The 13989-nt window shown below is 32.1% G+C and carries 15 protein-coding genes; 9 read left to right on the top strand and 6 right to left on the bottom strand.

Translation table 11 applies throughout. The annotated features are described in order from the left end of the window. Positions 1 to 81: 81 nt before the first annotated feature. The 5 genes from CIGN_RS04005 to metK are packed head-to-tail and all read right to left on the bottom strand — an operon-like array spanning position 82 to position 4370. Positions 82 to 696 carry an HAD family hydrolase gene (locus CIGN_RS04005; protein ID WP_086224530.1) on the bottom strand — a complete coding sequence of 205 codons (615 nt, stop codon included), beginning with the start codon at positions 694 to 696 and terminating at the stop codon, positions 82 to 84. Continuing rightward, the gene (locus tag CIGN_RS04000) at positions 689 to 1006 is read right to left on the bottom strand and encodes a hypothetical protein (RefSeq protein WP_086242907.1); all 318 of its coding nucleotides are present in this window, start codon (positions 1004 to 1006) and stop codon (positions 689 to 691) included. The genes CIGN_RS04005 and CIGN_RS04000 overlap by 8 nt, the downstream gene beginning before the upstream one ends. Beyond that, positions 1003 to 1389: a rhodanese-like domain-containing protein gene (locus CIGN_RS03995; protein ID WP_086228010.1), complete on the bottom strand. Its 387-nt coding sequence runs from the start codon at positions 1387 to 1389 to the stop codon at positions 1003 to 1005. Before CIGN_RS03995 ends, CIGN_RS04000 begins: the two co-directional genes overlap by 4 nt. A 10-nt stretch (positions 1390 to 1399) precedes the next feature. Beyond that, positions 1400 to 3172, bottom strand: a complete 1773-nt coding sequence (dsbD, locus tag CIGN_RS03990; protein WP_086302303.1) for a protein-disulfide reductase DsbD — start codon at positions 3170 to 3172, stop codon at positions 1400 to 1402. A 4-nt stretch (positions 3173 to 3176) separates the two neighbouring features. Further along, entirely contained in the window at positions 3177 to 4370 is a 1194-nt protein-coding gene (metK, locus tag CIGN_RS03985) for a methionine adenosyltransferase (RefSeq protein ID WP_086302301.1), read from the bottom strand. Positions 4371 to 4701: 331 nt separating this feature from the next. Here metK and sstT point away from each other — a divergent pair, with 331 nt between their 5' ends. Genes sstT through CIGN_RS03970 form a run of 3 tightly spaced genes read left to right on the top strand, consistent with a single transcriptional unit; the run spans position 4702 to position 8100 of the window. Further along, the gene (gene sstT / locus CIGN_RS03980; protein ID WP_086302299.1) at positions 4702 to 5934 is read left to right on the top strand and encodes a serine/threonine transporter SstT; all 1233 of its coding nucleotides are present in this window, start codon (positions 4702 to 4704) and stop codon (positions 5932 to 5934) included. A gap of 4 nt (positions 5935 to 5938) precedes the next feature. Next, positions 5939 to 7651 carry a M3 family oligoendopeptidase gene (locus CIGN_RS03975; protein ID WP_086302297.1) on the top strand — a complete coding sequence of 571 codons (1713 nt, stop codon included), beginning with the start codon at positions 5939 to 5941 and terminating at the stop codon, positions 7649 to 7651. A gap of 2 nt (positions 7652 to 7653) precedes the next feature. Further along, complete coding sequence (locus CIGN_RS03970) at positions 7654 to 8100, top strand: hypothetical protein (protein ID WP_086227014.1); 447 nt, start codon at positions 7654 to 7656, stop codon at positions 8098 to 8100. Here CIGN_RS03970 and CIGN_RS03965 read toward each other — a convergent pair. Continuing rightward, entirely contained in the window at positions 8087 to 8953 is an 867-nt protein-coding gene (locus CIGN_RS03965; RefSeq protein ID WP_236844738.1) for a LysR family transcriptional regulator, read from the bottom strand. The genes CIGN_RS03970 and CIGN_RS03965 overlap by 14 nt on opposite strands. Before the next feature lie 185 nt (positions 8954 to 9138). Between CIGN_RS03965 and CIGN_RS03960 the strand changes: the two genes are divergently transcribed. The 6 genes from CIGN_RS03960 to hslV are packed head-to-tail and all read left to right on the top strand — an operon-like array spanning position 9139 to position 13988. Then, positions 9139 to 11187, top strand: a complete 2049-nt coding sequence (locus CIGN_RS03960) for an ATP-dependent helicase (RefSeq protein WP_086302295.1) — start codon at positions 9139 to 9141, stop codon at positions 11185 to 11187. Further along, positions 11184 to 12011 carry a tRNA pseudouridine(55) synthase TruB gene (truB, locus tag CIGN_RS03955; RefSeq protein WP_086302293.1) on the top strand — a complete coding sequence of 276 codons (828 nt, stop codon included), beginning with the start codon at positions 11184 to 11186 and terminating at the stop codon, positions 12009 to 12011. Before CIGN_RS03960 ends, truB begins: the two co-directional genes overlap by 4 nt. Further along, a complete protein-coding gene (csrA, locus tag CIGN_RS03950) occupies positions 11999 to 12226 on the top strand; it encodes a carbon storage regulator CsrA (RefSeq protein ID WP_086224540.1) in 228 nt (75 codons plus the stop codon). Before truB ends, csrA begins: the two co-directional genes overlap by 13 nt. Continuing rightward, positions 12223 to 12969 carry a 4-(cytidine 5'-diphospho)-2-C-methyl-D-erythritol kinase gene (locus CIGN_RS03945; protein WP_086302291.1) on the top strand — a complete coding sequence of 249 codons (747 nt, stop codon included), beginning with the start codon at positions 12223 to 12225 and terminating at the stop codon, positions 12967 to 12969. Before csrA ends, CIGN_RS03945 begins: the two co-directional genes overlap by 4 nt. A gap of 39 nt (positions 12970 to 13008) precedes the next feature. Beyond that, a complete protein-coding gene (gene rplI, locus CIGN_RS03940) occupies positions 13009 to 13452 on the top strand; it encodes a 50S ribosomal protein L9 (protein ID WP_086302289.1) in 444 nt (147 codons plus the stop codon). Then, on the top strand, positions 13452 to 13988 hold the full coding sequence (hslV, locus tag CIGN_RS03935; RefSeq protein ID WP_086234507.1) for an ATP-dependent protease subunit HslV: 537 nt from the start codon (positions 13452 to 13454) through the stop codon (positions 13986 to 13988). The genes rplI and hslV overlap by 1 nt, the downstream gene beginning before the upstream one ends. Position 13989 lies beyond the last annotated feature (1 nt).

The raw sequence follows: 13989 nt of genomic DNA, 5'->3' as shown, positions 1-13989 counted from the left end.
ATAGCATTAAATTTTAATCATAAAGTTTAAAAATATGAATTTTAGTTAAATAAAATTTCTAAATGTATCGAATTTACACAGTTAGCCTATGTTTTTTATAACTTCGTTAGCGTTTTTACAATTTATCTCACCTAGAATTTGGATATCTCTACCCCAAGTTACATTTATATATTTTATATTTGCGTTTTTAGCCGCCATAGAATCCTTATAGCTATCACCAATAAAAATGGCTCGTTTACCAAGGCTATCCATAATCAAATTTAACATATTAGGGGCTGGCTTGCATGGAACTTTATTACTAGCACCTATAATCATCTTAAATTTATCTAGAATTTTAGCATTTTTTAAGATTATCTCTAGACTAGAATTAGGTGCATTAGATGCTACTGCCATAGCATAATTTTTATCCTCGCAATACTCCATAACTGCCATAGCCTCATCATATACTTTAGCATGTAAAAAGTAATTTTTTTGATACTCATCTTCAAAGATTTTCATCATATTATTACTGATTTTATCAACACCATAAAACTCTATCATATAATTTTTTGCCGGATTGTTGATAACTTCGATAATATAACTATAACTAAGCGGAGTTAAATTTAACCCTAAGCGCATATAATTAATAGTCTCACAAATAGCTTGCGTGCTATTAATTAGCGTTCCATCCATATCAAAAATTATAACTTTACTCATAAACATGACCTTTATGCTTATCTTTTTTATAGCTTTTTGAATTTTTGAGCTTTTGAAGTGAATTAGCAGCCTTTAAAAGCATCGCCTTATCATCTATAGCAATGACTAAATTTACAAATTCACAAAGTGATTTTGCATATGGTTGATCAAGATAAACTGGCTCTATTTTAACTAAAATTTCTGCATTTTTTTCTACTAGCGTGCGAAATTTAATACTATCATAGTCATCACGCTTTAGATTTCTTATAACTAATTTAGCAAATTTTTCAAGCCCACGCAGATATTTAACTCGCTTTACTTTATCATTCATGGTTTTACTATATCTAACCCTTTTTGCGATGCTAGTATCATACCACCAGAGAGATTTATCACATCTTTATAGCCATTTTGAACTAGCAATTCAGAGGCTCTTAGACTACGTACTCCACTTCGACAAATTATAGCAATTTTCTTATTTGGATCGATTTTCTCCTTGATATTTTCTAGAAATTTCTCATTAAATTCACCATTGTTATCAGTTAAATTTACTAAAATGGCACCCTTTAAAACGCCCTGCTTCCACTCATTTGAAGTTCTAATATCGATAATTTGTATACTATTATCACTCATTATACTCTTATTAATATCTACAGAAATATATTTAGCCATCGCCATCGAAGTTGCCAAAAACATCACTATTAACACCTTTATCATTTAATTTGCCTTAAATTTGATTTAGCCTTTGTAGTAACTCATTAGGACTAATTAATCCAGTAATTTGAGATTTTAGCTCACCATTATTATATATTAATAAAACTGGGGGTCCATAAATTTGATACTCTCTCATTAACTCCTCATTTTCTGGGCTTGATTGGCTTAAATCAATCTTTATTAGTATAAACTCATTAAGCTTCTTAGCCACATCGCTTTGGGTCAAAACATCGCTTTCAAGCTCTTTACAATTAACACACCAACTCGCCCAAAAATCTATCAAAATTGGCTTTTGACTAGATTTTATAATCTCTTTTAGCTCTTTTAAATTGGTTACATATTTAAAATTAATATTACTTTTATCTTGCGTAATTAGCAAACTTGATTTTAAATTTGATCCAAATTTACTCACACTAAAATCAATAACTATCACCATACTAATAGCAAAGATTATAAGCATTACTCCTTTTATTGCACGTTGAATTATACTGCTAGCATTTTCAAACGCACCAAAAATCACAGCTAAAATAACACCTAAAACGCCCTGCCCTAGCAACGAAATTTCATCGCCAATTACGGGTGAAATAATCCAAAGTGCCATCGCAAGCATAATAAAGCCAAATATAATCTTAATTTTTACCATCCACTCACCTGGCTTTGGTAAAACCCTACCTCCACCAAGCCCAATAGCTAAAAGTGGAAGCCCCATACCTAAACTCATTACAAATAAAGATAATCCGCCAATAACAATATCCCCGCTATTTGCGATATAAAGTAACGCTCCAGCTAGCGGTGCTGCCACGCATGGTCCTACTATTAAAGCTGATGCTACGCCCATAAAAATAACGCCACCCATTCCGCTAAATTTAGAACTTTTAGTATTTAGGTAAGCTTGCAATGATTTTGGTAATTCTATCTCAAAAAGTCCAAACATTGAAAGTGCTAATACAATAAAAACAATACTAAAACCAATCAGTACTACTGGAGTTTGAAGCATTCCTTGGACACTAGCACCCAAAGAGCTTGCTAATACTCCAGCTATAGCATATGTAACACTCATAGCTAATACATATATAAGGCTGATTATAAAGCCACTTTTGGCACTTTTAGCCCCTTTAGCGACAATCAAGCCTGAGAGAATTGGAATCATTGGAAAAATACATGGGGTAAGAGATAGCAAAACGCCGTATATAAAAAATGTTGATATTGCCCAAAAGATGGAGTTGTTTGCTAAATTTATAGCTATTTGTGACTGCTCATTTTGAGTTTTTTGATTAGACAAATTTTGGCCTGATGCTATATCTTTAGATAAGCTAACTAATTCTTCATCATTTCTAGTAGCTAAATTTGTTTTGTTTGTAGAGTCTACTAGATATCTACTAGATATAACGCTACCACTTGAGTCAAATTCAACTCCAAAGCCATCCTTTAATGGCTGATAACAAAAGCCACTATCGCTGCAACCTTGGTAATAGATATCAAGATTAAAGCTATTTTTACCCAATACAATTCCTGCTGGGATAAAAATCTCTAAATTCCTATAAATATCATAGCCCTCATATTTTATCGCCTTAGGAATATTTAAAAGTCTTGTGATATCGTTATTATCTAGCATTATCTTGATTTTATCTTGATATAAATATACACCATCTGCAATATCAAATTTAGCTATTATACCACTTTGATTATCTCCGCTAATATTAAGCTTAAAAGCATCTTTGGGATCTAGCACACCACCAAAGCACAAAATCCCAAAGAATAAAAAAATATATAAGAGCTTTTTCATAGATTTAAATTTGCTGGAATAACTCTATAGCATCTAGCTGCTCCCATGGATAACTAGGATCGCCAACCTGCCCTTTAGCTGCTACATCAGCGTATAAAAATGTATCTTTGCTAGGCTTATCAAGGCCGAATTTATCTGTTATCCATTTTGGGGTTAGAGCGAATTTATCATGGACAAATTGAGATAGCTTATCATCATTGCTATTTATATTTGTACCCATACAATCCACGCTTACGCTAACAGGTTTTGCCACACCTATAGCGTAACTTAGCTGGACTATACACTTTTTAGCAAGGCCTGCTGCGACTATATTTTTCGCTATCCATCTAGCAGCATATAGGCCGCTTCTATCTACTTTTGTATAATCCTTACTACTTTGTGCGCCACCACCTATTGGCGAGTATCCACCAAAGCTATCTACTATTAATTTTCTACCTGTTAGACCGCTATCATGAAGTGAACTATGATTTACATATCTACCTGTTGGATTTATATAGATTATGGTTTTATCTTTATCATATAGATTTTGTGGTAATCCTGAATCATCTATAAGCTCTTTAATAAGCTCCCTAACCTCTTGTATTTTTAAGCTCTCTACACTTGGGGCTGAGACTACTATGGTATGAATTTTCTCAGGGTGACAATCTTCAAAATTAGCCTTGCTACCATAATCTACTGTGACTTGAGTTTTAATATCTACGCCTAGTTTATCAGGATTTTTAAGCGCATAGCTATAGACTCTATCGCATATCATTCTAGCATATGTAATAGCTGCTGGCATAAAATTGCTTGTCTCATTTGATGCAAAACCAAACATAATTCCTTGATCTCCAGCACCAATTTCACCACTGCTTTGATCTACGCCTTGATTGATATCTGGGCTTTGCTGGTTTAAAAATACATCTACCTCAATATCATCTGGATGGAGACATTGAGCTTTGCTAAAGTGTGGATTACCATTATAACCGATTTTTGCTAAAGCTGATTTTACTATAGATCTATACTCTTGGTGGCTTAAATTTACACTTGAGTTGACTTCGCCGCCAATTACAATATGCTTTCCAGCGACAAAAACCTCACTAGCTACTCTTGCTTTTGAATCTTGTGAAAGTATCGCATCAACAATGCTATCAGCTATGATATCAGCACATTTATCTGGGTGTCCGGGGCTTACAACTTCGCTTGTAAATAGATACATATTTTTCCTTATTTTTGCAATTTTTGGCGTGGATTTTAGCATAATTTTTGTAAATTATATATTAATTCTACCCTAAATTAATAGTAGCAATGGTTTGGATATCTTTTTAATAGATTTTAAAAATTTAATAATATAAAATATTAGGTTAATCTATATTCAAATAATTAACAATATAAATAATACGACAAATATAAAATAATTTGTAACTTATTATATTTAGAACAATATAAAATTGAGTTAAAAATTTAGTGTATTTTTCAAAATTATGTAAAGCCAAATTTAATTAAATTTCAAATATAATATTAGTTTTTATTAATTAAAAAGGATTTTAATGATTAGACATATTGCTCAGCGATATAAAGATGGGAATTTGATAATTCAAATTTTAGTTGGTATTGTTTTTGGTGGGATTTTAGGATTTATAGCTCATAGTGGTAATTCATTTGCTCTAAATTTAACTGATTTAGCAGCGATCTTAGGCTCTCTTTTTGTAGGTGCGCTAAAAGCTGTGGCGCCTGTTTTAGTATTTGTGTTAGTAAGCGCCTCTATAGTGCTTAAAGAATTTGGCCGTACTAATGGAATGAAAAATGTGATAATATTATATCTAATTGGCACATTTTTAGCCTCTTTGGCTGCTGTGTGTGTTAGCTTTATATTTCCTACTGCTTTAGTGTTACAAAATACATCTGTAGCTATGAGTGCAGCACCTAGTAATATAGCAGTGGTATTAAAAGATTTAGTATATAAGATTGTAGATAATCCACTAAATGCTATTGCAACTGGTAATTATATTGGGATTTTAGCTTGGGCTATTGCAACTGGTTTGGCTCTTAGACATTGTAGCAATGAAACAAAAAAAGTATTTAAAGATATTAGTGAAGCAATTACAAGAATAGTTAAATTTGTAATTCGTCTAGCGCCATTTGGTATTTTTGGTCTTGTAAGCATTAGCGTAGCTCAGACTGGATTTGCCGCACTTGGTGGATATGCAAAGCTTTTATTTGTTCTTGTAGGGACTATGCTATTTGTGGCTTTTGTGATAAATGCTGTTATTGCTTTTATAGTTACTAGAAAAAATCCATATCCACTTATAATGACATGTATAAAAGAGAGTGCTATTACGGCGTTTTTTACCAGAAGTAGTGCTGCAAATATTCCTGTAAATATGAATTTATGTAAAAAATTAGAACTAAATGAAGATCTATACTCTATCTCTATACCTCTTGGAGCTACTATCAATATGGCCGGTGCAGCTGTTACCATAGCTGTGCTTTCTCTTAGTGCAGTTTATACTTTAGGGATTGAAGTTGGATTTTGGAATGCCTTATTACTTAGCATTATAGCAGCAATTGGAGCATGTGGTGCTAGCGGTGTAGCTGGTGGCTCGCTTATGCTTATTCCATTAGCATGTTCATTATTTGGAATTAGCAATGATATAGCTATGCAGGTTGTAGCTATAGGATTTATTATTGGAGTGATTCAAGACTCAGTAGAGACTGCACTAAATAGCTCTACAGATGTTTTATTTACTGCTATTGCATCAAATAACACTAAGGGAGTATAATAATATGATATGGGATCTATCTAAATTTTTTGCTAGTAGCGATGAGCTAGATACATTTTGTTTAAATTTACAAAAAAATGCCAATGAGTTTAATTCTAAATTTAATAAAAATCTAAACTCATTAAAGCCTAATGAATTTAAAACTGCAATAAGTGAATATGAGCAAATTTTAGCTGATATTGGCAAGATAATGAGCTATGCGTATTTAAAATTTGCCAAAGATACAAGCCAAGGGGCGTTTTTGGCTAAATATGAAGAGATTTGTACTAAGATTGAAGAGCAAATTCTATTTTTTGAGATTGAATTTAATGAGCTTGATAAAGATAGACAATCTAGCTTTATAGCCATAAATCCTAAATTTAGCTACTACTTAGAAAATCTAGCTAAAAATAAAGCCCATCAGTTGAGTTTTTTAGAAGAGAGAATTTTGCTAAGAACTGCAAATACTGGTGCTAGTGCATTTAGTAGATTGTTTGATGAGAGTATGGCTAGAGCTAGGTTTGAGTTTCGTGGACAAAGCTTAAAAGAAGAGGAGATTTTATCTAAGCTTAGTAGCGATGATAGAAGCGTTAGAAAAGATGCTGCATACTCACTAAGCAAAGGTTTAGAGCCGATGCAACACCTACTAACATACATATATAATATGATAAAAACAGATCTAAAAAATAGCTGTGAGTTACGCGGATATGAGCTAGGTGAATCAAGTAGACACCTAAGCAATCAAATAGAAAAAGCTAGCGTAGATGCGCTAATCAAAGCTAGTGAAAATAGCTTTGATTTGGTGAGTAAATTTTATAATAAAAAGCGTCAAATATTAGGTTATGATAAACTATATGATTATGATAGATATGCTCCTCTTGGTGGCGATGAACAGATAAGTTATGAAGAGGCTAAAGAGATTGTAATTGATGCTTTTAATAGTTTTAATCCACTTTTTGGCACTTTGGCCAAGAGAGCTTTTGATGAGAATTGGTGCGATGTATATCCAGATAAAAATAAACAAGCTGGAGCATTTTCTCACTCTGCTAGTAGCGATGTGCATCCATTTGTACTTTTAAATTTCACAGGTAGAAGGCGTGATCTTTTTACTTTAGCACATGAACTAGGCCATAGCATACATCAATATCTTAGCTATGAAGTAGGCTATCTTAACTCACATACTCCGCTTACTACTGCTGAGACAGCTTCGGTATTTTGTGAGATGTTGGTTTTTGAATATATTAAAAACACTCTACCAAAAGAACAAAAAACTGCCCTACTAGCTGGCAAAATAGAAGATATTTTTGCTACACTTTATAGACAGATTAATTTTACTACATTTGAAAGACGAGTTCATGCTTATGATGGCGAAATAAGTAGCGATGAGCTAAATCAAATTTGGCTAGAAGAGTCTAAAAAGATGTTTGGCGACTCTTTAGAATTAAATGAGTATTATAAAATTTGGTGGAGCTATATACCGCATTTTATCCACTCACCATTTTATTGCTATGCCTACTCATACGCTCAGCTTTTAGTGCTTGCTCTTTTTGGACTATATAAAAGTGGAAAATGTGAAAATTTTATAGAGATATATACTAAGTTTTTATCTCTTGGCGGTAGCAAGAGTCCAAAAGAGCTTGTCGCTATGTTTGGATTTGATATTGATGATGAGAAGTTTTGGAGTGTAGGAATTGCTCAAGTAGCAAATTTAGTAGATGAGTTTATACAAGGAGAGTAGTAGTGCTTGAAGAGTTTTTAAAAGATAGTGAGTTTGCATCTATGATGCATAGAAATGTTTATGATTTATTAAATTTTTTGATAAAAAAAGGGGCTACATTTGATATTTTAGTAAATACTAAATTTGTAAGCTTTAATCCCGAATTGCCTGATGAGATCAAATCTAGTTTTAATCCATCTGTTATTTTATTTAGTCTAGCTGGATATTCGCTAAGCAGTGTTGAAATTATTAAAGATGAGATAAAATTTGAAGCTGGATTTGGGCCAGATAATTTTGCTAGCGTAGTAAACATACCAATTGGTGCTATTATTAGAATTAGTATAGATGAAAATCCCATATTAATAAATTTTGCCACATATAGCCCAAGCGACTCCAAAACAAAACAGGAGCGTTCAAAGCAGATATTTTTAAATAACCCTAAAAATAGAGATATTTTTAAAGGTCAATAGATATTTTACTAACCTTTTCTAGTATGGACTCATTCTCTTTGAGTCCTGCTATAAATACTGGACGAATAATATTAACACCCTCAATTTCTACTGGAAATAAAGTGCCATTGGCAATTGATTTTTTCACCAAAAATTTAGGCAAAAACGCTACATACTCTCTAGATTTATTATTTAGCATTGCGCACCTAGTAGCTATAGCACCATCAAGAGTATAGACAGTGTGTAGATCATCATAATTTACACCAAATTGCTCAAAATAACCTTTTAAAAACGCCTTCGTTCTATCTGTTATAAAGTTAAATTCACTAAGCTTTGCTGGAGTTATTTTTTGATTTGGGACTTTATTTGAGACTAAAATTATCTCATACTCAAATAGCTTTTTAAATATCAAATGATCATTATATAATCTCTCTTGCGTCATTATAATATCGCATCTTTTATCCATTAAACTTGATACTAGATCATTATTTGTATCGGCTATTTTTACATCTAAATCGCTATTTATAACATTGCAAATTTTATCTAACATAAATGGCAAAATAGCATGAGCTATAAGTAAGTTTGTAGCAACTGAGATTTTAAATTTCTCATCTTTTATTCTATGAGCTTCCTCTTTAAATCTAAACATAGCTCCTTCAAATTTAAGACATAATTTATAAAATCTATCCCCCTCTTTTGTTAAAACAATCCCATTTTTACGCCTAACTAAAAGCGTAGTTTGCAACATTTCTTCAAGCTTTTTAATCTGTAAAGTAACGGCTGGCTGAGAAAGGCCTAAAGTGGCTGAAGCTTTTGAAAAACTTTTTTCCTTAACAATCGTCATAAATGTATATATCTTATTAAAATCTATCAAAGCAACCCCTTTAGTAAATTTACTTTTTCAATTTTATTAATTTAATCCTTAAACTAGATTTTAATTTTATATAATGTTTACTTATATTAATATTTAATAATTAATCTGTAACTTTTTGTAACACGTATTATTATTAAGTTAAAATTTGATATAATCTTAGTTTTATTAACAAAAAAGAGTAATTTATGAACAATTTATTAAATTCACTTAATGAAAATCAAAAAATAGCCGCCACCCATATAGATGGCCCAATGCTAATCTTAGCTGGAGCTGGAAGCGGTAAAACAAAAACCATAACTTCGCGTCTAGCCTATTTAATAAGTGAAGTTGGCATAGATCCACTAAACACTCTTACGCTCACATTTACTAATAAAGCAGCCACTACTATGAAACAGCGTGCTATGGCTATGCTTGGTAATTATAATACAAATCCATTGCTTTGCACATTTCATAAGTTTGGTCTATTATTTTTAAAATTTCATATAAATGAACTAGATAGAAGCAATAACTTTATAATAATTGATACTGATGATAAAAAAAAGATTATAAAAGAGATAGAGAGCGAAGTCCAAACCGCCATAGTAGCAAATGAGATATCAAAATACAAAAATATGCTTTTAAGTGTTGAAGCTGTGATGGATAGCTCTAAATTAGACGCTCAATACACAAAGACAAATTACGAAAAAATAGCAAAAGCTTATAAATTATATGAAGAGTATTTAAAGAGTAATAACTTAGTTGATTTTGATGATCTTTTATGCTTGACTTATAATATTTTGGCTAAAAATCCAGATTTGAGCGATCAAATTTCAGATAGATATAAGTATATAATGGTTGATGAGTATCAAGATACAAATGATTTACAATACAAACTACTTCGCCAACTATGCTACAATCATCAAAACTTAGTAGTAGTAGGAGATGATGACCAAAGCATATATGGATGGAGAGGTGCAAGGATAGAAAATATCTTGAATTTCAAAGATCAATTCAGTAGCGTCAAACTAATCAAATTAGAGACTAATTACCGCTCTACTCCTTCAATCCTAAAAGCAGCCAATGAGCTAATAGATCACAACAGATCAAGGCTTGGCAAAAGCTTAGTAAGTCAGTTGCCAGATGAAAATCCTATAGAGATTTTAGAGCATAGTGATGAAAATGCTGAAGCTAAAAACATCGCTACAAAGATAAATAAACTCCTATCAAGTGGCGTATCGGCTAACGAAATTGCTATTTTATATAGAGTTAATGCTCTATCAAGAAGCTTAGAAGATGGGTTAAACAAAGCTAGAATTCCATATAAAATGGTAGGCGGAGTCAAATTCTATGAAAGGGCTGAAATCAAAGATATTATAAGCTATTTAAGGCTGATTTTAAACCCAAATGATGACTTCTCTCTAACTCGCATTATCAATCGCCCAAAACGGGGTCTAGGCAAGGTGAGTCTAGCTAAATTAGAGAAATTTGCCTTTGATAGCAAAACTTCTTTATATAATGCTATATATATTGCTGGTGAGGATGTATTGAGCAAGAAATTAAGCCAAACATTAATCCAGTTAGCAGATAACATCAAAGAGCTATCAACTCTATCGCCATACGATTTGATAAGTAGACTTGACTCTATATTTGGGATAAAGGCATATTATGAGAGTCTGCCTGATGGAGCTGAGAGGGTTATAAATATTGATGAATTTTATGCTTTATTAAAAGATCATATATTAAATACGGAGAATTTCGATTTAGAAGAGTTTTTAAATGAGCTTGCGCTTGAGAGCGAACAAGATAGAATTAGCGATGATGCTATATCTATTATGAGTGTGCATGCTAGCAAGGGGCTTGAGTTTGAGCATCTATTTGTAATTGGGCTTGAAGAGGGATTTTTCCCGCTTCTTGGCGATGGAAGCGATATAGAAGAAGAGAGACGCCTAGCGTATGTAGCCATCACTAGGGCTAAAAGGGGGTTAAATTTATCATACTCAAATTCACGGTTTTACAAAGGCCAAAGATCAAGGCTAAATAGATCAAGATTTCTAAGTGAAGCTGGCCTTTGCAAAGGCTCTTTAAAGATAGAGAGCCAAAATGAGTTTAAAAAAGGCGATCTAATCAAGCATAAAATTTTTGGTATCGGACGAGTTGTAGAAGTAACTAAAATCAAAAATGAATTTAAACTAAAAATAAATTTTGGTGGAAATATCAAAGATATTATCTCATCTTTTGTAGAGAAGGTTATATGAATAGGCTATTTGTAGCGTATAAGCCAAAAGGTATGGTATCAAACCACTTTTTAAGCAGACTTAAACGAAAATATGGAGTCAAAAAGGCTGGATTTTCTGGGATTTTAGATCCATTTGCGAGCGGATGCTTGATTGTGGCATTTGGGGCATATACAAGGCTATTTAACTATCTTAAAATTGAGCCTAAGGTATATAGAGCCACGCTCTGGCTAGGGGCTAGTTCAAATAGTGGAGATAATGAAAATATCAACCAAATTCACCTTCCACCTACTCTAGATGAAACACAGATAAAAAACGCCTTACAAAATCTTCAAGGCAAAATAAACTACATACCACCAAAATTTAGTGCAAAAAAAATTGATGGCAAAAGAGCCTATGAACTAGCTAGATCTGGGAGTGAATTTGAGTTAAAAGAGTGTCAAATGGAAGTTTTTAGTACTAAATTTATAAGCTATTGCCACCCATTTATCACATTTGATATAGCAGTTTCAGCTGGGTCATATATACGCTCTTATGCACAAATTCTAGCAAAAAATTTAGGATTAATAGGTACATTAAGTGCGCTTGAAAGAATCAGTGAAGGAAAATTTAAATTTCAAAACGAAACTCCACTAAATCCATTAGAATATCTAAATTTAACTAAAAATAGCTATAAAGGCGATATTTTAGATATAGTTTTAGGTAAAAAACTTAAATGTAGTGATTTTGAAACTAGTAGCGATGGGGAGTATCTAATTGAATTAGATGATACTTTTAGCATAATTAAAATAGAAAATCAAGAAGTAAAATATATGATAAATAGGATGGAAAAATGCTTATATTAACACGAAAAGTTACAGAATCAATCAAAATTGGAGATGATATCGAAATTACAATTTTAGGTATTGGTACACAAAATGTAAAAATAGCAATTCAAGCACCAAAAGATATCTTAATTCTACGCAAAGAGTTAGTAAGAGAGATTGCCGATAATAACACAGTTGCTAGCGAGCCAAAGCAAAATTTGCTAGAAATTCTAGCCAAAAAGATATTTAAATGAGAAGTTTTGCTAAGATTAATATTTTCTTAAAAATTACTGGATTTCGTGGGAACTATCATGAACTAAGCTCTAGATTTATTATTTGTGATTGGTTATATGATGAGGTTGAGCTAGTTAAACGAATAAGTGATGGCCTGATTATAAATAATTCATTTAGCGATAATATTATCTTTAAGGCTTATGATGCTTTAGTAGCGCTTGGTTTTAGCAAACAGCTTGAAGAGTTTTTTAAATTCCATCAAGTAAGTCTAATTAAAAATATTCCAGTTGGTGGTGGCTTAGGTGGTGGTAGCAGTAATGCAGCAACCTTTTTACACTTAGTAAATGATACATTAAATTTAAATATTTCACAAAAAAAATTAATGCAAATAGCTCATAAAATTGGTGCTGATGTAGCATTTTTTGTAAGCAAATTTAAAGCTGCAAATGTAAGTGGAATTGGCGAGATTGTAGAAGAATTTGATGATGATATACCAAATTTAGATATTATCACTAGCCCTATTTTTTGCTCTACTCCAAAAGTTTTTAACCAATATAGAGCTAATTTTGATGGATTTGATGAGAATTTAGCTAGAGATTTAAAAAAGCTAAAAAGTAGCGAAATTTTAGTAAATTTTACAAATATACAGTTAAATGATCTTTTAAAGCCATGTCAGCAGATTTATCGTGAGCTAGATATTGCTAACGATGAGTTTTTAAGTGGAAGTGGAAGCACTAAATTTAAAACCAAAAATTTAACATAAAAAAGTAAAATAACCCAAATCAAATTTAAAGGAAAAGTAATGAAAGTACTACTAATAAAAGATGTCAAAGGTCTAGGTAAAGCCGGAGAGGTAAAAGATGTAAAAGATGGCTATGGCAATAATTTTTTAATAGGCAAAGGATATGCTAAGGCTGCTACAGACGCTGTTTTAAGGCAGTGGGAAGCAGCCAAAAGAAATGAAGCTCAAATTAAAGAGTATGAGATTAGCCAAAATGAGAAGTTAAAAGATGAGCTAGCTGGTGTCAAAATCACTATAAAAACAAAATTAGGCGCCAATGGAAGCCCATTTGGTAGCATTACCAAAGATGAGATTGCAAAAGCATTAAAAGAGCAAAAAGGCTATGAAATAGACAAAAAATCCCTAGAATGTGATAATATAAAAGCTCTTGGCGAACATGAAATTTCAATAAAACTAACTCACCAAATTCATGCTAAATTTAAAATAGAAGTAGTAGGTGAGTAATGTTTCATGCTACTACTATACTAGCTTATAGAGGCAAAGATGCTGCTGTAATAGGTGGCGATGGTCAAGTAAGCTTTGGTTCTACAATTTTAAAAGGCAATGCTACAAAGATTAGAAAGCTATATGGCGGGAAAATTTTAGCCGGATTTGCTGGTTCTACTGCTGATGCATTTAATCTTTTTGATATGTTTGAGAGAATTCTTGATGGAGTCAAGGGTGATTTACTTAAGGCTGTAATTGAATTTAGCAAAGAGTGGAGAAAAGATAAAGTATTAAGAAAATTAGAGGCTATGATGTTAGTACTAAATCGTGATCATATATTTTTACTAAGTGGAACTGGAGATGTAGTAGAACCAGAAGATGGCAAGATAGCTGCTATCGGAAGTGGTGGAAATTACGCACTCTCAGCTGCTAGGGCTTTAGATAAATTTGGATCTCTTAGTAGTGAGGAATTGGTAAAAGAGAGTCTAAAAATAGCCGGAGAGATATGTATCTATACAAATACAAATATAAAAACTTATACATTAACGGATTAAA

Source organism: Campylobacter devanensis (assembly GCF_002139915.1).
GTDB classification, from domain to species: Bacteria; Campylobacterota; Campylobacteria; order Campylobacterales; family Campylobacteraceae; genus Campylobacter; species Campylobacter devanensis.
The sequence above is the reverse complement of the archived record's forward strand: the minus strand, read 5'-3'. Positions and strand labels throughout refer to the sequence as shown.